The sequence below is a fragment of the Streptomyces sp. NPDC059649 genome (genome assembly GCF_042734445.1).
Taxonomy (GTDB): domain Bacteria; phylum Actinomycetota; class Actinomycetes; order Streptomycetales; family Streptomycetaceae; genus Streptomyces.
In genome coordinates this window covers 1-19127 of sequence record NZ_JBHWDV010000014.1, presented here as the reverse complement: position 1 = coordinate 19127, position 19127 = coordinate 1, and the positions used below count along the sequence as shown (strand labels likewise).

19 protein-coding genes and 1 pseudogene are annotated in these 19127 nt (G+C 72.7%); 15 read left to right on the top strand and 5 right to left on the bottom strand.

The window, feature by feature from the left end; all coding sequences use genetic code 11:
• Positions 1 to 64 precede the first annotated feature (64 nt).
• Entirely contained in the window at positions 65 to 1093 is a 1029-nt protein-coding gene (locus ACFV1J_RS17210) for a LacI family DNA-binding transcriptional regulator (protein WP_385858849.1), read from the bottom strand.
• Positions 1094 to 1338: 245 nt separating this feature from the next.
• Between ACFV1J_RS17210 and ACFV1J_RS17205 the strand changes: the two genes are divergently transcribed.
• Positions 1339 to 2286 (top strand): nucleoside hydrolase, encoded by a 948-nt coding sequence (locus ACFV1J_RS17205; RefSeq protein WP_385858848.1) that lies wholly within the window; start codon positions 1339 to 1341, stop codon positions 2284 to 2286.
• A gap of 41 nt (positions 2287 to 2327) precedes the next feature.
• Entirely contained in the window at positions 2328 to 3791 is a 1464-nt protein-coding gene (locus ACFV1J_RS17200; protein ID WP_385859205.1) for an MFS transporter, read from the top strand.
• A 46-nt stretch (positions 3792 to 3837) separates the two neighbouring features.
• Here the strand turns inward: ACFV1J_RS17200 and ACFV1J_RS17195 are convergent, their stop codons facing one another.
• Complete coding sequence (locus tag ACFV1J_RS17195) at positions 3838 to 4980, bottom strand: Vms1/Ankzf1 family peptidyl-tRNA hydrolase (RefSeq protein ID WP_385858846.1); 1143 nt, start codon at positions 4978 to 4980, stop codon at positions 3838 to 3840.
• Positions 4981 to 5297: 317 nt separating this feature from the next.
• On the opposite strand from ACFV1J_RS17195, the gene ACFV1J_RS17190 reads away from it, so the two are divergent.
• Entirely contained in the window at positions 5298 to 5696 is a 399-nt protein-coding gene (locus ACFV1J_RS17190; protein ID WP_385858844.1) for a DUF2795 domain-containing protein, read from the top strand.
• Positions 5697 to 5808: 112 nt separating this feature from the next.
• Complete coding sequence (locus ACFV1J_RS17185; protein ID WP_385858842.1) at positions 5809 to 6288, top strand: DUF5709 domain-containing protein; 480 nt, start codon at positions 5809 to 5811, stop codon at positions 6286 to 6288.
• 66 nt (positions 6289 to 6354) lie between these two features.
• Here ACFV1J_RS17185 and ACFV1J_RS17180 read toward each other — a convergent pair whose 3' ends face one another.
• Entirely contained in the window at positions 6355 to 6894 is a 540-nt protein-coding gene (locus ACFV1J_RS17180) for a cysteine hydrolase family protein (RefSeq protein WP_385858840.1), read from the bottom strand.
• A gap of 97 nt (positions 6895 to 6991) precedes the next feature.
• Positions 6992 to 7621 (bottom strand): DNA polymerase ligase N-terminal domain-containing protein, encoded by a 630-nt coding sequence (locus ACFV1J_RS17175; RefSeq protein WP_385858838.1) that lies wholly within the window; start codon positions 7619 to 7621, stop codon positions 6992 to 6994.
• 195 nt (positions 7622 to 7816) lie between these two features.
• Between ACFV1J_RS17175 and fdh the strand changes: the two genes are divergently transcribed.
• The 10 genes and pseudogenes from fdh (at position 7817) to ACFV1J_RS17125 (ending at position 18100) form a co-directional block, all read left to right on the top strand.
• Entirely contained in the window at positions 7817 to 11086 is a 3270-nt protein-coding gene (gene fdh / locus ACFV1J_RS17170) for a formate dehydrogenase (protein WP_385858836.1), read from the top strand.
• The gene (locus ACFV1J_RS17165; protein ID WP_385858834.1) at positions 11083 to 12000 is read left to right on the top strand and encodes a 4Fe-4S dicluster domain-containing protein; all 918 of its coding nucleotides are present in this window, start codon (positions 11083 to 11085) and stop codon (positions 11998 to 12000) included. Before fdh ends, ACFV1J_RS17165 begins: the two co-directional genes overlap by 4 nt.
• Positions 11997 to 13019 carry an NrfD/PsrC family molybdoenzyme membrane anchor subunit gene (gene nrfD, locus ACFV1J_RS17160; protein ID WP_385858832.1) on the top strand — a complete coding sequence of 341 codons (1023 nt, stop codon included), beginning with the start codon at positions 11997 to 11999 and terminating at the stop codon, positions 13017 to 13019. Before ACFV1J_RS17165 ends, nrfD begins: the two co-directional genes overlap by 4 nt.
• A gap of 102 nt (positions 13020 to 13121) precedes the next feature.
• Positions 13122 to 14360: an NAD(P)/FAD-dependent oxidoreductase gene (locus ACFV1J_RS17155; protein WP_385858830.1), complete on the top strand. Its 1239-nt coding sequence runs from the start codon at positions 13122 to 13124 to the stop codon at positions 14358 to 14360.
• An 89-nt stretch (positions 14361 to 14449) separates the two neighbouring features.
• A pseudogene (locus tag ACFV1J_RS17150) lies at positions 14450 to 14635 on the top strand (Ku protein); the annotation flags it as partial.
• Between the two features lie 251 nt (positions 14636 to 14886).
• Positions 14887 to 15264, top strand: a complete 378-nt coding sequence (locus ACFV1J_RS17145) for a DUF6479 family protein (protein ID WP_385858828.1) — start codon at positions 14887 to 14889, stop codon at positions 15262 to 15264.
• On the top strand, positions 15261 to 15926 hold the full coding sequence (locus ACFV1J_RS17140) for an HAD family hydrolase (protein ID WP_385858826.1): 666 nt from the start codon (positions 15261 to 15263) through the stop codon (positions 15924 to 15926). The genes ACFV1J_RS17145 and ACFV1J_RS17140 overlap by 4 nt, the downstream gene beginning before the upstream one ends.
• Positions 15927 to 16071: 145 nt before the next feature.
• Positions 16072 to 16440, top strand: a complete 369-nt coding sequence (locus ACFV1J_RS17135; protein WP_385858824.1) for a low affinity iron permease family protein — start codon at positions 16072 to 16074, stop codon at positions 16438 to 16440.
• A gap of 2 nt (positions 16441 to 16442) precedes the next feature.
• On the top strand, positions 16443 to 17087 hold the full coding sequence (locus ACFV1J_RS17130) for a diguanylate cyclase (protein ID WP_385858822.1): 645 nt from the start codon (positions 16443 to 16445) through the stop codon (positions 17085 to 17087).
• Entirely contained in the window at positions 17084 to 18100 is a 1017-nt protein-coding gene (locus tag ACFV1J_RS17125; protein WP_385858821.1) for an SMP-30/gluconolactonase/LRE family protein, read from the top strand. Before ACFV1J_RS17130 ends, ACFV1J_RS17125 begins: the two co-directional genes overlap by 4 nt.
• Positions 18101 to 18257: 157 nt before the next feature.
• Here the strand turns inward: ACFV1J_RS17125 and ACFV1J_RS17120 are convergent, their stop codons facing one another.
• On the bottom strand, positions 18258 to 18677 hold the full coding sequence (locus ACFV1J_RS17120; protein ID WP_385859203.1) for an Asp23/Gls24 family envelope stress response protein: 420 nt from the start codon (positions 18675 to 18677) through the stop codon (positions 18258 to 18260).
• Positions 18678 to 18905: 228 nt separating this feature from the next.
• On the opposite strand from ACFV1J_RS17120, the gene ACFV1J_RS17115 reads away from it, so the two are divergent.
• Positions 18906 to 19049, top strand: coding sequence for a hypothetical protein (locus ACFV1J_RS17115; protein WP_385858819.1), 144 nt, complete (start codon positions 18906 to 18908; stop codon positions 19047 to 19049).
• The last annotated feature ends 78 nt before the right edge of the window (positions 19050 to 19127 follow it).

Here is a 19127-nt window from a genome sequence, read left to right as displayed (position 1 = left end):
AGGGGGGTGAAAGGCGCGAGGGGTGCACTGATTGGTCTAGACTTTACTCCGTGACCGTGTACGGTCAAGAGGTCGCGGGCCACCCGTCGGCCGACACCACGGCCGCCGTCCCGCTGGAGGCGCGGACCACCAACTCCGGGGCGAGGCGCACCGTATGGCACGGTCCTGACGAACCGTCGGCCCGGCGGCGGGACAGCAGCCGGGCGGCCTCGGCGGCAAGCTCGGCGACCGGCTGGCGCACGGTGGTGAGCGCGGGGTCGGCCAGGCCGGCCAGCGGGATGTCGTCGAAACCGGTGACCGCGACCTCGCCCGGGACGTCCGCCCCCAGTTGCCGCAGCCGTTGCAACGCGCCGGCCGCGATCAGGTCGTTGGCGCAGACCACCGCGTCCGGACGGGACGGCCAGAGGCGGTCGACGGCGGCCCGGCCCCACTCCACCGAGAAGTCGCCGAGGGCGAGCCGGCCGGGTGCCGCCGGGTCGAGGGCCGCGGCGCCGTTCTCGTACGCGGTGCGCCGCTCGACGGCCGCGGAGGCGGTGCCGGCGGCTCCGACGAAGCAGGGGCGGCGGCGCCCGGTGGCGGCGAGGTGATCCAGTACGAGCGCCATTCCGGCGACGTTGTCGACGGCGACGGAGTCGGCGACGCCGGGCCCGCAGCCGCGGTCCAGGAGCACCAGCGGCACCTGGGCGGCGGCCGCCACCACCGCCTCCCGGCTGTGCCGTTCGTCGACCGGTATCAGCAGCAGCGCGTCGACCTGCCGGGCCAGCAGGGCACCGATCCGGGCCGCCTCGGTGGCCGGGTCGTCGTCGCAGTCGGCCAGCAGGACGGCGCGGCCCTCGGCGTGCAGGGCGTGCTCCAGCTCCCGGACCAGGGTGGGGAAGAACGGGTTGGTGATCTGCGGCAGGACCAGCCCGACGGTGCCGGTCGAGCGGCTGCGCAGGGCGCGGGCGACGTGGTTGGGGCGGTAGCCGAGGCGTTCGGCCGCCGCGCGGACGGTGCGGGCGGTCTCGGCGCCGACCGGGCGGGTGCCGGCGAGCACCCGGGAGACCGTGGCGATGGAGCAGCCGGACGCCAGCGCGACGTCCTTCAAGGTCACTTCGGCCACGGTGGCGCGCCCCTTTTGTCGACCCGTACCGGATGAGGGCGGCAAACGTTATCACCGCTCACCCACCGTGTCCGTGACCCGGATCAAGCGGTCGCATGGCTCACATTTCGTTGACATCGCAGGGAGCGATGGGCGAGATTCTCGGAGAACGTTTTCCAGCGGTAGCCGCCTCCTGCGGGCGCACCCAGAGACTTCACCCCGGCACCACCGTTCCGCAGAGCAAAGGGGCTCGTCCGTTGGCCAGAAAGATCATCCTCGACTGCGACCCGGGGCATGACGACGCGATCGCCATGCTCCTGGCGCACGGCAATCCCGAGGTCGAACTGGTCGCCGTGACGACCGTGGTCGGCAACGCGTCGGTCGAGAAGGTGACCCGCAACGCGCTGTCCGTGGCGCGGATCGCCGGGATCACCGGTGTCCCGTTCGCGGCCGGCTGCCCGCGGCCGCTGGTGCGGGACATCGAGACGGCGCCGGAGATCCACGGTGACACCGGTCTGGACGGCCCGGAGCTGCCCGAGCCCACCCTCGAACTGGACCGCCGGCACGCGGTGGACCTGATCATCGACACCGTGATGGCGCACGAGCCGGGCGAGATCACCATCGTGCCCACGGCCGGCCTGACCAACATCGCGCTGGCCGCGCGCAAGGAGCCGCGGATCGTCGAGCGGGTCCGCGAGGTCGTGCTGATGGGCGGCGGCTTCCACGAGGGCAACTGGAGCGCGGTCGCCGAGTTCAACATCATCATCGACCCCGAAGCGGCGCACATCGTCTTCAACGAGAAGTGGCCGGTCACCATGGTCGGACTCGACCTCACGCACCAGGCGCTGGCCACCCCCGCGGTCGAGGAGAAGATCGCCGCGGTGGGCACCAAACCGGCCACGTTCGTGCTGGAGCTGCTGGACTTCTTCCGTGAGGCCTACCGCGAGAACCAGGGCTTCGAGCACCCGCCGGTGCACGACCCGTGCGCGGTGGCGTACGTCATCGACCCGGACGTGATGACCGTGCGCCGGGCCCCGGTGGACGTCGAGCTGCGCGGTGCGCTGACCCTCGGGATGACCGTGACGGACTTCCGCGCGCCCGCACCGGAGGACTGCACCACCCAGGTCGCCGTCACGCTCGACCACGAGCGGTTCTGGAACCTCGTCGTGGACGCGCTGGAGCGGATCGGCGACATCGCCGAATGAACAGCATGAACGACACCCCCAGCACGAACGGCACCCACGGCATGAACACCTCTCTCCCCGGGCCCACCCGGTCCACCGTCGAGGCGAAGGGCGGCGGTTCCGGCGTCCGTATCGGGGTGCTGGTCACCGCGCTGCTGGCGGCCTGTTTCGCGTTCCAGCTGAACGCCAGCATGCTCAGCCCGGCGCTGAAGAACATCGAGGACACCCTCGGTGCCAGCTCGGCCGAGATCGGCCTCACCCAGACCGCGTTCTTCACCTCGGCGGCCCTGTTCTCCCTGTTCCTGCCGCGGCTGGGCGATCTCCTCGGCCGCCGCCGGGTGCTGACCGGGATGCTCGGCCTGATGGTCGTCGGCTGTGTCGTCGCCGCGTTGGCGACCAGCGTGCCGATGCTGTTCGCCGGCCGCGTCATCCAGGGCGTCAGCGGTCCGGTCGTTCCGCTGTGCCTGATCATGCTGCGGGTCGAGGTGCCGGAGCCGAAGCGGTACGGCACCCTGCTCGGCGTGATCACCGCGGTCAACGGCGGGATCGCCGGTGTGGACTCGCTCGCGGGCGGCTACCTCGCCGACCACCACGGCTTCGGCTCCGTCTTCTGGGCCATGGCCGTCGTCGCGGCGCTGGCGACCGTCCTCGTCGCCACCCTGACCCCGGAGTCCAGGGCTCCGGCCCCGGACGCGTCGGGCGCCCGCCGGATGGACTGGCCCGGCGTCGCCCTGCTCGTCGTCTCGGTCGGCTCGCTGCTGATCGCGCTCAACGAGGCGGGCAAGCTGGCCGCCGCGAACTGGCCGCTGATCGCCGTCCTCGTCGTGCTGGCCGCGGCCGCCTTCGGTCTCTTCTGGCGCACCGAGAACCGCAGCGGGCACCCGCTGGTCGCCACGCGGCACCTCAAGCAGCGCGCGACCTGGGCGACCCTGCTGACCACCGTACTGACCATGACCGGCGTGTTCGCCGTGATGAACGGGCTGATCCCGGCGTTCGCGCAGGACGCCCGGGCCGGTCTCGGGATGAGCGCGGAGGCCTCCGCCTGGTGGACGCTGTCGCCGTACGCGCTGGCCGGTCTGGCCATGGGCCCGCTGGCCGGCCGGCTCGCCGCCACCTTCGGCTACCGGCGCATCCTGCGGTACGGCCTGGTCGGCTCGGTGGCGACGGTGGTGCTGATGCTGCTGACGATGCACAGCCACTCGCCCGTCCTGCTGCTGGTGACCTCGGTCCTGGTGGGCGTCGCCTACGCGGGCGTGGCCAACATCGTCCTCAACGGGCTCGGCATCGTGCTCTCCCCCGCCGAGAACCCGGGCTTCCTGCCGGGCCTGAACGCGGGCGCGTTCAACCTCGGCGCGGGGCTGAGCTTCGCGGTGCTCTACGCGGTCAAGACCGCCGCCGCACCGGCCGATCCGGCGTCCGCCGGCGGCTACACCGCGGCCATGATCGCCGGTGTGGTCATCCTGGTGGCGGCGATCGCCACCTCGTTCCTGATCCCGAAGCCGGTGGCGGCCGAAGCCCAGGACTGACCGGGCTCACGGCACGCCACCGGGGGGAACTTCGGGCGGCGGTGGCTCACTCCGGCGTCGGCTCGTCCGTCCACCGCAGGATGGCGCCGAGCCCGCCGGAGGGCGCCTGTTCGGGATCGCGGACGATCACGACCTCGGCGCCGCTGGCCGCGGCCGACCGGATGAGCGCGTCGTCGGCCCGGGCGGCGGCCGGCCGCACCTCGCCGAGGTACTGCAACTCGGTGCCGCGCACGGCCAGTTGGTCGGCGCCCTCGCCGACCCACACCTGGCGGCCGGTGTCCGCGCCGTGCGGGTCGACCAGCAGGGTGTCGATCCGGTGTTCCCGGGCCGCCTCGACCAGCGCGGGGATGCCGGCCGCGGCGTGCGGGGCGCTCTTGCCGCCGGGTCCTTGGCCGGTACGGAAGCGGTCGGTGACCTCCGCGACGTGCTGGCGTTCCTGTTCGGCCCGGACCTGGGCGATGTCCCGTTCCACCAGGTCGGTCTCGGAGCCGGGCGCGCGGCCGCCGTGCTCGCTCTCGTAGGTGATACTGCGCAGTTGCTCCGGCATCTTGTCGTGGACGAGGTGCCGTTCACGGGCGTCGCCGATCAGGATGATGGCCTCCGCCCCGTGTTCCTCGGCGGTCCGGCGGATCGCGTCGGCGATCTCCGCGGCGTTCTGCTCCCAGGTGTTCTCCACCTTGGCCTGGAAGTGGGTTTCGGACCAGTCCGAGGACGTGGTGCGGTGGATGGGCCACTCGGCGCCGGTGACCTTGCCGGCCTGGTCCTCGGTGCCCTGCTGGCCGAGGACGGCGAGGTCCGCGCCGGTGCGGTCCAGCCGGACCACGAGGCAGACGGGGTCGTCACCGATCGCGGCCAGGAAGGGCGCGATCCGGGGCACCGGTCCCCAGGCGGCGAAGGGGGTGGGCGGCGGCCCGGGCAGTGGTGCGTCCAGCACCACCTTGCCGTTGGTGGCGAACAGCACCCGCCCGGCGTGCGACTGCGGTTCCCCTTCGCGCCGCGTGACCAGGGCCTCGTGCACGGCGCCGCAGGTGGCCTCGTCCGCGCCGAGCGCGAAAAGCTGCGCGGTGGTCGCGCTCGCCGTCAACTCTTGCTGTTTTTCGGCGTCCTCGGTTCCGTGCGAGATATCGGCATAGACGGTTGCCCATGGGCCCGGCCGATCGATGACCGGTCGAAGGAGCGAGAGTCGCATGGCGCTGCCTCCTTGGGTTCTCCCGGTATGCGGTGGGCTTGTCAGCGGTTGGCTGGGTATGCGGTGTGGTGCGCATGCGTGACTGCGTACGCGGTTGGCTGTCATACGAATTCCCGATCCCCCAGGGCGTATGCATTGCGGTCCGGCCGGGGATATGCATCGGCGGTCACGCAGGGTGGCGGTGCGGGTGAATTCCGTCCCGGGGCTTGAATCGAGTGCGCCGGGTTGTTAGGGCGGAAGGACCAGGGAAACTGGGAGAAAGCGTCGGGTCGGGTACGACTCGGAGACCGGAGGCAGCGATGGTCATGGAACACGGAATGGACAAGACCGGCCCCGCCCGGGACGACATGATGAAGAAGCAGCTGCGCGGGCAACTGGCCGCGGAGCGCTCGCTGCGGACCGACGAGGAGCATGAACTCCAGCCCGCGGGCGAGGACCAGCCGGTGCCGGCGTGGTCGCCCGCGAGCGACTACCGCGGCGGTACGCCGAGCGGGATGACCGAGCTGGACGTGGGACTGCGCTCCGAACTCGCCCAGCACCTCGGCCGGAGCCTGTACCCCGCCGACAAGAACACGATCATCGAGACGCTGCGGCGCAACCACGCGCCGGACCGGCTGGTGGAACTGGCGCAACGGCTGCCGGCCCACGACCGGTACGTCAATGTGCAGGCCATCGCCGAGGCCATCGGACTGCACACCGAGCACGTGCGGCGCTGACCCTGCCGTCCGCCTCCTGACGCTGCCGAGCGGCGGCGGGAGGCGGACAATTGGTGACAGAGGCCCGCCGCAGCCCGCGGCGGGACGAGCGGACGGGAGAGGGAGGGCGGTCATGTCCGACGACGCGATGGGCGACGAGGTCTACCAGCCGCCCAGCTCCGACCCCCAGGACAATCCCAACGACCTCGACATGGAGGACGCTCTCGACGAGCCCGACCTCGATGCCCTGCTGGACACCGGTTATTCGCCGCCCGAACGGCCCTTCGTGGTCAATCACGACGGCACCACGGCACGGGAACTGCACGACCGCGAGTCGCTGGAGCACCGACTGGCCGTGGAGGTGCCGGACGTGCTCCCGGTCGACGGCGACGGCATCGGTGATCTGCCGGGCGGTGTGGGCGAGCCGGTGGATCTGGAGTGCGGCGAGGAGCGGGCCGGCCGGCTCGTGGGCAGCGACGAGGGCTTCTGGCGCGGCGGCAGCGACGACATCGCCGCCCGGGACGTGGGTATCGACGGCGGTGCGGCGTCCGCCGAGGAAGCCGCGGTGCACATCGCCCGCGACAATGCGGGCGACGGCGAACCGGAGGCCTAGCGGCCCGGTTCCGGAATGCCTCTCTGCCCTTCTGCCCTCCCTTTCACGCCGTCCGCCGGTGGGCGGTCAGAAGATTTCCTCGGCGGTGGACCGGACGATACGGGCCCGCATATTGCGTTCCATCATGCGCAGCGCGGCTTCCGCCAGATCCCGGTGAATGTGCGCGCAGGCGTCCTCGACGACGGTGACCTCGATGTGCCGGATATGGGCGTCGAGCGCCGAATAGAGCACGCATTGTTCGGTGACCTGGCCGCAGAGCACGATGGTGTCGATGCCGTGCTGGCGCAGCAGGTATTCCAGCGGTGTCTGGTAGAAGATCGAGTGCCGTGCCTTGACCACGAACAGTGATTTCTCGTCCGGCCGTACCGGCTCCACGAGGTCGGCGTGCGGGCCGCTCAGCACGGTGTCCAGCAGCTCGTCGTGGTGCGAGCGCCACAGCCCGAAATTGTCGTTGACGTAGATGACCTCGGCATCGCTCCGCCGGGCCCGTTCGATGAGTGCGGTGAGCTGCGGCAGCGTCGCGCGCACGGAGGGCAGCAGCAGTTCGGCGTCCTCGTGCTCGTAGGAGTTGAGCATGTCGATCACGATGAGCGCGGTGCCGGACATGGCGGGGTCCCCGGTCAGCTCCGTGCGGGACGTTGCCGGACCACGTCCTGGGCCCGCTCGTCGGCGGGCCGCGCCGACAGCCGCCCGCCGGCCGCGGTCATCGCCGCATCCCCTGCTCCCCGGTCTCCTCCTCGGCGACCCGTTTGAGGGTCCGCCCGCTGCGGACGGACCGGGCCCGGCGGGCGTCGGGGGTGCCGCGCCGTTCGGCCCGTTCGTCGTTCTCCTTGACCAGCAGCCAGGACTCCCGCTTCCCCGGGCCGTCGCCGCCGCGGAACCGGGTGAGCGCATAGCCGCCGTGGAGTTTGCTGCCGTCGAGCCAGAAGGAGGCGTGGCCCTGCTCCAGTGCCTCGCCGAAGGTGCGGGTGCGGCCCTTCTTCCTACCGGGCAGCGGACGGTAGCTGCCCTCGTCCCACACGATGACGGTGCCCGCGCCGTACTCCCCTTCCGGGATGACGCCCTCGAACTCCCGGTACTCCAGCGGATGGTCCTCGGTGGGCATGGCCAGCCGTTTGTCCTGCGGATCGGTGGACGGTCCCTTCGGCACCGACCAGGACTTGAGGACGCCGTCGACCTCCAGCCGGAAGTCGAAGTGCAGGGTGCTGGCGTCGTGGATCTGCACCACGAAGCAGGGGGTGTCGCCGGAGGAGGTCTGCCCGCCCTGCGGCTCGCGGGTCCGGTCGAAGTGCCGTTTGCCGCGGTACGTCGTCAGTCCGTTCCTGCCACTCACGGGTCCGCCCGCCTTTCCTGGGATGCCGCATCTCTCACTGTGGCGCGCGGCGGGCGGCGCCGCACGTGCGGCCGGGACCCGCCCCGCGGCTCTTCGAGTGCCCGGTCGGGTGAGTAACACGCCCGCCAAGGGGCACGCGAGGGCCGCGGGAGCGAGATTGGAGCTGACCGCAGAGGCGAGGTGCTTGGAGGAGCCATGGGCGTGGGGAGGCTGCTGCGTGACTGGCCCGTGTACCGGCAGCTGACCGGCGGCGATCCGCTGGGCCGCGGACGGGCCGCGATGTCGGCGCGCACCGAGGCGCTCCGGCCGCGGACGGACACCGCCGACCGGGTGGTGAAGTCGGTCTGCCCGTACTGCGCGGTCGGCTGCGGACAGCAGGTGTACGTCAAGGACGACCGGGTGGTGCAGATCGAGGGCGACCCGGATTCGCCGGTGAGCCGGGGGCGGCTGTGCCCCAAGGGGTCGGCGACGCTCCAGCTGACGACCGGGCCGTCCCGGCGCCACCAGGTCCTCTACCGCCGGCCGTACGGGACCGACTGGCAGCCGCTCGACCTGGACACGGCCATGGACATGATCGCCGAGCGGGTGATCGAGACCCGCCGGGACACCTGGCAGTGGGAGGCCGACGGCAAGCGGGTGGCCCGCACGCTCGGCATCGCGAGCCTGGGCGGCGCGACCCTCGACAACGAGGAGAACTACCTGATCAAGAAGCTGCTGACCGGTCTGGGCGTGGTCCAGGTGGAGAACCAGGCCCGGGTCTGCCACAGCTCGACGGTCGCGGGCCTGGGCACCTCGTTCGGGCGCGGCGGGGCGACCACCTTCATGCAGGACCTCCAGCACGCGGACTGCATCGTCATCGAGGGCTCGAACTTCGCCGAGGCGCATCCGGTGGGCTTCCAGTGGGTGATGGAGGCCAAGGCCCGGGGCGCCCGGATCATCCACGTCGATCCGCGCTTCACCCGGACCAGCGCGCTGTGCGACCTGCACGTGCCGATCCGGGCCGGCACCGACCTCGCCTTCCTGGGCGGGCTGATCCACCACGTCCTGTCGGAGGAGAAGGACTTCCGCGAGTACGTCCTCGCCTACACCAACGCCGCCACCCTGATCAGCGAGGACTTCCGGGACACCGAGGACCTCGGCGGGGTGTTCTCCGGACTGGACGAGGAGGGGCGCCGCTACGACCCGGCGAGCTGGCAGTACGAGGGCACCGACGTCCAGGCCCCGGCCGGCGACGTCGAGCAGCTGCACGACCAGCGGCTGGCGGACCTCCGCGGCTCCGCCCACCACGTCCCCGGCCACGCCGAGACGCACGGTTCGGGCGGTCCGCAGGCCGCCGCGGAGGCGCCGCGGGACCCGACCCTGACCCACCCCCGGTGCGTCTACCAGATCCTCAAGCGGCACTACGCCCGCTACACGCCCGAGATGGTCGAGCGGACCTGCGGGATCCCGCGCGAGACGTTCCGGCAGGTGTGCGACGCGCTGACCGAGAACTCCGGGCGGGAGCGGACCAGCGCCTTCGTCTACGCGGTCGGCTGGACCCAGCACGCGACCGGCTCCCAGTACATCCGGGCCGCGAGCGTCCTGCAGCTGCTGCTGGGCAACATCGGCCGCCCCGGCGGCGGCATCCAGGCGCTCCGCGGCCACGCCTCCATCCAGGGCTCCAGCGACATCCCCACCCTCTTCAACCTGCTGCCCGGCTATCTGCCGATGCCGCATGCGCACACCCACGAGGACCTGGACACCTTCATCGCGGCGAGCCGCACCGACAAGGGCTTCTGGGGCAACATGCGGGCGTATTTCGTCAGCCTGCTCAAGGCGTACTACGGCGACGCCGCGACCCCGGAGAACGACTTCTGCTTCGACCACCTGCCGCGGCTGACCGGCTCGCACAGCACCTACGACACCGTCATGGCCCAGCTGGACGGCGTCTGCAAGGGCTACTTCCTGATGGGTGAGAACCCCGCCGTGGGCTCGGCCAACACCCGGCTGCAGCGGCTGGGCATGGCCCACCTCGACTGGCTGGTGGTCCGCGACTTCTCGCTCATCGAGTCGGCGACCTGGTGGAAGGACGGGCCCGAGATCGACAGCGGTGAGCTCGCCACCGAGGACATCGGGACCGAGGTGTTCTTCCTGCCGGCCGCCTCGCACACCGAGAAGTCCGGGTCGTTCACCAACACCAACCGCTGGCTGCAGTGGCACCACGCCGCCGTCGAGCCGGACGGCGACGCCCGCAGCGATCTGTGGTTCATGTACCACCTGGGCCGGCGCATCAAGGAGAAGCTGGCGGCGTCCACCGACCCGATGGACCGTATGGTGCAGGACCTGACCTGGGACTACCCGGTCGAGGGCGACCACCGGGAGCCGGTCGCCGCCGCGGTCCTCGCCGAGATCAACGGGCACGGCCCGGACGGCGCCCCGCTCAGTGCCTACACCGAGCTGAAGGACGACGGTTCGACCCGCTGCGGCTGCTGGATCTACTGCGGGGTCTACGCGGACGGCGTCAACCAGGCGGCCCGCCGCACCCCGCACACCGCACAGGACTGGGTCGCCGCCGAGTGGGCGTGGGCCTGGCCGGCGAACCGCCGGATCCTCTACAACCGGGCGTCCGCCGCCCCCGACGGCACGCCCTGGAGCGCCCGCAAGGCGTATGTGTGGTGGGACGCCGACGCGGGCCGCTGGACCGGCCGCGACGTGCCGGACTTCGTGCCCGACCGGGCGCCGGACCACGTACCGCCGCCCGGGGCGAGCGGGCCCGACGCGCTGCGCGGCGACGACCCCTTCATCATGCAGGCGGACGGCAAGGGCTGGCTGTTCGCCCCGTCCGGGCTGCTCGACGGGCCGCTGCCGACCCACTACGAGCCGCAGGACTCGCCGTTCGGCAACGCCCTCTACCCCGACCGGCCGCGCTCCCCGACCCAGCAGCGGTACGTCCGCGAGGGCAACCGCTACCACCCCAGCGGCGACGAGCCGGGCGCCGAGGTCTTCCCGTACGTCCTGACCACCCACCGGCTGACCGAGCACTTCACGGCGGGCGGGATGAGCCGCTGGTCGTCCCATCTCGCCGAGCTGCAGCCGGAGTTGTTCTGCGAGGTGTCCCCGCGGCTGGCCGCCGAGCGCGGCCTGACGCACAACGGCTGGGCGACGATCGTCACCGCCCGGAACGCCATCGAGGCGCGGGTCGCGGTCACCGACCGGATCAGGACGCTGACCGTGCACGGCCGCGAGGTGCACCAGATCGGGCTGCCGTTCCACTGGGGCCCCAACGGGGTGGTCACCGGCGACGCGGCCAACGAGCTCATGGCGATCGTGCTGGACCCCAACTCGCACATCCAGGAGGACAAGGCGCTCACCGCCGACATCCGCCCGGGCCGCCGGCCGCGCGGCCCCGCCCTGCCCCGCCTGGTGGCGGAGTACCGGCGGCGGGCGGGCATCACCGAGCACACCGGAGAGGACCGAAGGCCATGACCGACAGGCTGCTCAGCGGCCCGGAGCCGGACCCGGCCGGCGACGCCGGGCACGCCGGTGCCCCGCCCCGGGTCGGGTTCTTCACCGACACCTCCGTCTGCATCGGCTGCAAGGCGTGCGAGGTGGCGTGCAAGGAGTGGAACGCCCTCCCGGAGGACGGGCTGACGCTCACCGGCATGTCGTACGACAACACCGCCGGGCTCGGGGCGTCCACCTGGCGGCACGTGGCCTTCATCGAGCAGTCGGCACCGCGTGCCCCGGTGCCCGCGCCCGAGGGCCGTACGGTGCTGCCGCTCGCCGAGGACGCGGACCAGTCGGCCGGCGGTGACCTGCGCTGGCTGATGTCGTCCGACGTCTGCAAACACTGCACCCACGCCGCCTGCCTCGACGTCTGCCCGACCGGCTCGCTGTTCCGCACCGAGTTCGGGACCGTGGTGGTGCAGGAGGACATCTGCAACGGCTGCGGCTACTGCGTCCCGGCCTGCCCCTACGGCGTGATCGAGCAACGCCCGTCCGACGGCCGGGCGTTCAAGTGCACGCTCTGCTACGACCGGCTCGGCGCCGGACAGGAACCGGCCTGCGCGAAGGCCTGCCCCACCGAGTCGATCCAGTTCGGCCCGCTCGACGAGCTGCGCGAGCGGGCCGCACTGCGGGTGGACCAGCTGCACGCGGCCGGGGTGCCCGAGGCCCGGCTCTACGGCCACGACCCCGCGGACGGGGTCGGCGGCGACGGGGCGTTCTTCCTGCTGCTGGACGAGCCGGAGGTCTACGGGCTGCCGCCGGACCCGCAGGTCACCACCCGGGACCTGCCCGCGATGTGGAAGCACGCCGGCGCGGCGGCGCTGTCGCTGGCGGGCGGTTTCGCGCTGTCCTTCGCGCTGCCCGCCGTGCTCCGAGGGAGGGGACGGCGATGACCCGGACCGACAGGCCGGACGACCGGCGCGCACGGCGGCCCCGCAAGGGCGAGGAACTCATGGTCCCGCGCGCCGAGTTCGACTCCTACTACGGCCGGCCGGTCATCAAGGCGCCCTCCTGGTCGGCCCGGGACATCGCCGGCTACTTCTTCCTCGGCGGCCTGGCGGGCGCCGGCTCGGTGCTCGCCGCGGGCGCCCAGCTGACCGGCCGGACCACGCTGGCGACCGGGATGAAGGTCTCGTCGCTGGCGGCCGTCTCGCTGTCCACCGCGGCGCTCGTCCACGACCTCGGCCGGCCCGCCCGGTTCGCCAACATGCTGCGCGTGCTGAAGCCGACCTCGCCGATGAGCGTCGGTTCCTGGCTGCTCAGCGGCTACGGGCCGGCGGCCGGTGCGGCGGCGGTGTGCGCGGTCAGCGGGCGGCTGCCGCGGGCCGGCGCCGCCGCCACCGCGGCCGCCGCGGCGCTGGGACCGGCCGTGGCCACGTACACCGCCGTGCTCGCGGCGGACACCGCGGTGCCGGCCTGGCACGGCGCACACCGCGAACTGCCCTATCTCTTCGCGGCCTCCGCGACCGCCGCCGCGTCCGGCATGGCGCTGGTGCTGGCCCCGCCCCGCGAGACCGCGCCCGCGCGCTGTGCCGCCGTGCTGGCCGCCGCCGCGGACGCGGCGGCGACCCGGGCGGCGGAGCGGCGGCTGGGGATGGTGGCGGAGACCTACCGGGAGGGCCGGGCCGGCCGGCTGCTGCGCGGGGCCGAGCTGCTGCTCGGTGCCGGAGCGGTGACCGCGGCGCTCGGCGCGCGCCGTTCCCGGACGGCGGCCGTCGCCGCCGGGCTGGCACTGCTCGCCGGGTCGGCGTGCACCCGGTTCGGCGTCTTCGCCGCCGGGATCGCCTCCGCCGAGGACCCGGCGTACACCGTCGTCCCGCAGCGCGCCGCGAAAGGACCGTCCGGCGGACCGGGGCCGGACCCGGCCACCGCCCGCCCGGACGGCCGGGAACCACCGCAATCGACAGACTGACCGTCCTCGACCGCAGGAGTCCACGTGCATCGACGTCGTCCTCGGATCGTGATCGTCGGAGCCGGTTTCGCCGGCTACGAATGTGCCCGCACACTCTCCCGGATGGCCAAGGGAGCCGCCGAGATCGTGCTGCTCAACCCCCATGACTACTTCCTCTACGTACCTCTGCTGCCGGAAGTGGCGGCCGGGATCCTGGAGCCGCGCCGGATCTCGGTGTCACTGACCGGGACCCTGCCGGGCGTCCGGCTCGTCCTCGGGCAGGCCCACGACCTGGACCTGGACGCCCGCCGGGTGGCGTACACCGACCCGGAGGACCGGGAGGGCACGCTGGACTACGACCGGCTGGTGCTGACCGTCGGCAGCGTCAACAAGCTGCTGCCCATCCCCGGGGTCGCCGAGCACGCCCACGGCTTCCGCGGCATGCCCGAGGCGCTCTATCTGCGCGACCACATCACCCGCCAGTGCGAACTGGCCGGGGCGGCCGAGGACCCGGCCGAACGGGCCGCCAGGACCACGTTCGTGGTCGTCGGGGCGGGCTACACCGGCACCGAGGTCGCCGCCCACGGCGTGCTGTTCACCGATGCGCTGGCCCGGCAGAACACCGGGCTGCGGGACGGTCCGCGGCCGCGCTGGCTGCTGCTGGACATCGCCGACCGGCTGCTGCCGGAGCTCGACGAGCGGCTCTCGAACACCGCCGAGCGGGTGCTGCGCGGCCGCGGGGTGGACGTCCGTACCGGCACGTCGGTCAAGGAGGCCACCCGGGACGGGGTGCTGCTGGACGACGGCGAGTTCGTCGAAAGCCGCAGTCTGATCTGGTGCGTCGGCGTCCGCCCGGACCCGCTGGTGGCCTCGATGGGGCTGCCCACCGACCGGGGGCGGCTGTGCGTCGACGAGTACCTGGGCGTGCCCGGACGGCCCGAAGTGTTCGCCTGCGGTGACGCGGCGGCCGTCCCGGACCTGACCCGGCCGGGCAAGGTGACGCCGATGACCGCCCAGCACGCCCAGCGGCAGGGCAAGGTCGCGGCGCGCAATGTGGCGGCGTCCTGCGGCCACGGCACCCCACGCGCGTACGAGCACCACGACCTGGGGTTCATGGTGGACCTGGGCGGGGTGCAGGCCGCCGCGAACCCGCTGCACGTCCCGCTGTCCGGCCCGCTCGCCGGTGCCGTCACCCGCGGCTACCACCTGATGGCGATGCCCGGGAACCGGGTGCGGGTGGCCGCCGACTGGCTCCTGGACGCGGTGCTGCCCCGCCAGGGCGTCCAGCTCGGCCTGGTGCGGTCCTGGTCGGTACCGCTGGACACCGAGACACCGGAGGTGGCCCGGGTACCGCGCTCCTGACGCATCGGCTGGGATGCGATCACCGCCGATCGGTCGTGCCATGGAGAGGACCAGGCCCCTGGCACGTCCGGTGTGGAGAGGTGCGATCCATGGCACGTCCGGTGTGGAGCGGCGCGCTGACCTTCGGGCTGGTCACGCTGCCGGTGCGGCTCTACACGGCGACGGACGGCCACACCCTCCACTTCCACCAGATCCAGCGCGGCACCTCCGACCGGATCCGCAACCAGCGGGTCAACGAACGCACCGGCGAGGAGGTCGCCGCCGACGACATCGTCATCGATCTGATGGACGTCCTGCACGCCAGTCTCGACACGGCGAAGGGCAAACGGAAGACCGCGAAGGCGAAGGGCGGAAAGCGCCGTACTCCGCCCTCGGACCTGGCAGGCCGCAGCAAATCGGAGCTCTACGAACTCGCCACCGAGGCCGGTATTTCCGGCCGTTCGTCGATGAACCGGGGTGACCTCATCAAGGCCCTCTCCGCGTCATTCCGGCGCTTGTTCGGACAGGTGCCGGGTATCCGCCCGGAATGGAGAAGCTGACCGTGGAAACCACGCATCTGTCCGCGCCTCTCGCCGCTCCGCACGGAACGAGCGGCGCCCTGCTCACGATCGTCGGTGTCCTCGTCGTCGCCCTGCTGCTCGCGGCGTTCGCCTGGGGCCGGCGCATCAGGAAACGCGCGCCGGGCCCGCCCGACCCCGCGTCACATCCGCGGCTGCCGCACGGCGAGCCGGTCGGTGACGTCGTGGAGCGCCGGGAGCCCGATGAACTCCCGCGGACGGACCGCCGGCGCAGGCCGCACGAGCTGAAGGGCAACGGCATCGAGTCCCGGCGCCGCGAGGAGGGCACGTCCCGGCGATCGGCACGTCCGTTCACCCCCGGCCACCGTGAAGGAGGCGGACCATGACCGCGGACCGCAGAGCCGCCCTGTTCGACATGGACGGCACCCTCGTCGACAGCACCTATCTGCACGCCGTCACCTGGTGGGAGGCGTTCCGCCAGGCCGGCCACCGGGTGCCGACGGCCGCCGTCCACCGCACCGTCGGCATGGGCGCCGACCACCTCATCGACCATCTGCTGGGCCCGGACCGGGACCGCGAGGGCGATGCCGCGATCAGCGCGGCGCACAAGACGCTCTTCGCCGAGTACTGGGACCGGCTGGCGCCCCTGGAGGGCGCCGCCGACCTGCTGCGGGCCTGCGCGGGGCGCGGCTGGACGGTGGTCCTCGCCAGTTCGGCGGGCGGCGCGGAGCTGAGCGCCATGCGTGCCGCGCTGGACGCCGAGGACGCGCTCACCGCGGTCACCGGCGCCGACGACGTCGAGTCCAGCAAACCCTCCCCCGACCTCGTCGAACAGGCGCTGGCGCAGGCCGGTACCGAGCCCGGTCGGGCGGTTTTCGTCGGGGACACCGTGTGGGACATGAAGGCCGGCGCCCGGGCCGGGGTGCCCTGCGTGGGCGTGCTCACCGGCGGCTACTGCCGTGACGAATTGCTGGCCGCCGGTGCGCGGGAGGTCTACGACGGGCCGGCCGCACTCCTGGCGCGGCTGGATGCGTCGCTGCTCAAGTAACGGGACTCGTCGCCGCGCACGTGACCGGACGCGTCGCTGTGCAAGCGTCGTGTGCCGAGCGGAAAGGCCGTGCGGGTGAAATCGCCCGGCGCGGCGGCGGCATGGCGGTCTCCGACCGTAGCGGCCCATCGAGTATCCAGGAGCCATGACCCTTCGTCATCCCGTGAACCGCGGCGGTAACGAACGGGGGCGGTTCGCCGAACTGGCCGAAAAGGCCTCGCATTTCACCAGTTCCCCGCTCTTCTTCGTGCTCTGCCTCGTCCTGATCGCCCTTTTCCTCGCCGTTCACCTCGCCCATCTGTCACTGGCCTGGCAGCTGCTGGTGGGGGATTTCATGACCGCGGTGACCCTGCTTCTCCTCGCCCTGCTCAAGAACTCCGAGCTGCGGGCGGAACATGCGATCCAACGGAAACTCGACGCCGTGGCGGCCGCGCTGCTGGAGTCGCGCGAGGGCCGGGGCGGAAAGGCCGCGGAGGACCTGAGGAAGGCGATCCGATTGGAGGAGGAAACGTAAGCATGGACCTCAAGAAGAGTCCGGTCGCCCGGGTCCGGCGCGGCCGGTACCGGCCCGCCGCGCTCGCCGCACCGCGCCGGCCGATGGACGTCGAGGACGCCAACCGCCGGTTCCTGATGTACGGCGTGATGCCGCTGTGGTTCGTCCCGGCGGTGGCGGACTGGGCCATGCACCGGCGCACCCGCATCGAGGACACCACGGGGGTGCGGGAATCGGCGGTGCACGCGCTGATGATGGCCGAGGCCGGGGTGCCGGTCGCGATGGGCCTGCTGGCCAGGATCAATCCGCTGGTCCTGACGGTCATGGGCGGTGCCGCGCTGGCGCACGCCGCCACCGCCCTGTGGGACGTCGGCCTGGCGGACGGCGAGCGGGAGCTGCGCCCGGTCGAGCAGCACATCCACAGCTTCCTGGAGGTCCTGCCGCTGGCCGCGCTGGCGTTCCTGGGCACGCTCCACCCCGAGCAGGTCCGGGCCACGCTGCGCGGCGGCCGCGGGCCCGAGGACTGGAAGCTGCTGCCCAAGGAGAACCCGCTGCCCGCGCGCTATCTGGCCGGTATCGGCCTCGGCATCGGCGCCTGCATCGTGCTGCCGTACGCGGAGGAGATGACCCGGTGCGTCCGGGCGGCCCGGCGCCGGCGCGGCCGGTGAGCACCGTCCAGGGGGAGCGGGCCACGGGCGGGGGGCCGCTGCCGCTCCCGTCGGCGCGGCTCGTCGCTCCCGAGATCGAGGGGCCCGAGGACGTGGTGGCGGACGCCGACGGCAATGTGCTGACGGGCGCCGCGGACGGCACGATCTGGCGGCTGCGGCTGCCGGAGGCGGGAGCGGCCGACCGGGGAATCCGGGCGGAGGCCGTGGGGCACACCGGCGGCCGGCCGCTCGGTCTGCATCCGCTCCCCGGTGGTGAGCTGCTCGTCTGCGACGCCTACCGGGGTCTGCTGCAGCTCACGATCCGGGACGGGACGGTCCGGGTGCTGGCCGACGAGGTGGCCGGCGCGCCCCTGCGGTTCTGCAGCAATGTCACCGCGGCGCCGGACGGCACCGTCTACTTCACCGTCTCCAGCCGCCGCTACGGTCTCGACGAGTGGCCGGGCGACATCCTGGAGCACCTCGGGACGGGCCGGCTGCTGCGGCTGCGGCCCGGCGGAACGCCCGAAGTGCTGCTGTCGGGGCTGCAGTTCGCCAATGGTGTGGCGCTGGCGCCGGACGGGTCGTTCCTCCTCGTGGCCGAGACCGGGGCCCGCCGGCTGCGCCGCTACCGGCTCACCGGGCCGCGCGCCGGCCACTCCGAGACGTTCGCCGCGGACCTGCCCGGTTATCCCGACAACATCTCCCTCGCCGAGGACGGCATCTTCTGGGTGGCCCTCGCCGGGCCGCGCCACCCGGCCCTGGAGCTGATGCACGCCCTGCCCCGCCCGGTGCGGCGGGCCGTCTGGCGGACGGTGCGGCGGGTGCGTCCCTTCCCGCCGCCGCATCCGACCGTGCGGGTGCTGGGCATCCGGCCCGACGGCCACCCGGCGTGGGACCTGCGCGCCGCCCGGTCGCCGTATCGCATGGTCACCGCGGTCTGCCGTACGGGCAGTCGGCTGGTCCTGGCCAGCGTCGCCCAGCGCGGCGTGGCGGTGTGCGCGCTGCCCGGCGCGGAGTCCCTGACCGGGCACTGAGGCGGCTGCCGACACCCCGTCGTCCGGATGGCGCAGTCGCATGGCGCCGGTGGCCGGCGGGGCAGTTGGCCGGCGGCAGCAGGCGCCGGCGGGGTGGCCACATCGCTCCCGCCGTGCGCCGACGCCCCGGGTCCGGGCCCGGCAGGAGGGTCCCCGCCTACCGGACGACCCGTTCGGTGGGCTCCTCCTCCTCTTCGGGGAGTTTCACATCGCTGACCGCGATGTTGACCTCCACGACCTCCAGGCCGGTCATCCGCTCGACCGCGGCGATGACCTGCTCGCGGACGGAACGTCCGACGTCCGGTATCACTTCGCCGTAGTCGACGATGATGTCCAGGTCGATGGCCGTCTGCTTCTCGCCGACCTCGACCCTGACCCCGTGCGTGCCGCCCGACCCTCCGCCGGGCACCCGTTTGCGCAGCTCGCCCACGGACCGCGCGAGCCCACTGCCCAGGGCGTGTACGCCGACCACATCACCGGCCGTCAGATATGCGATCTTCGCCACCACGCCGTCGGCGATGGTCGTCCGCCCGAGGGTCCCGGCGTTCCGCGACCCGTGCTCGGTGACCTCGGTCATCCCGCTCACACCCCTCGCTCCGTCGCCTGTGGTTCGTGCCGTGCGCTCCGTACGGAGAAAAGCGTTGGCCTCTCTTCACGCTAGAGCCCGAGAGATGAGGCCGCCTCTCCTCCTTTGCCGTCCCGGCAACCGGAATTGTCGGCCGGGCCGACCGCCCACCCGTCCCGGAATTCCCGTCGGCCCCACTCGTCTCCATACGTCACGATTCCCGGCCGGCCGTTCATGAGCATGACCATCGCCCCGGCCCTTGGCCTCTCCCCCGTCGCCCCGGCCGCCGCCCCTGCGGACGGCCAACTCGCCCACCGCCCCCTCGTGTTCGTGCACGAGGTCCGGTCGATGACCCGCCGGTCGGCATTCCCCTTCGGCAGCTGACGCCCCGGCGACCCGGGGCCCCCGGGACAGGGCGCCGGGGTTGGCGGTGGGGGAAGGGGGCCCCCGTGGGCCGGCGGG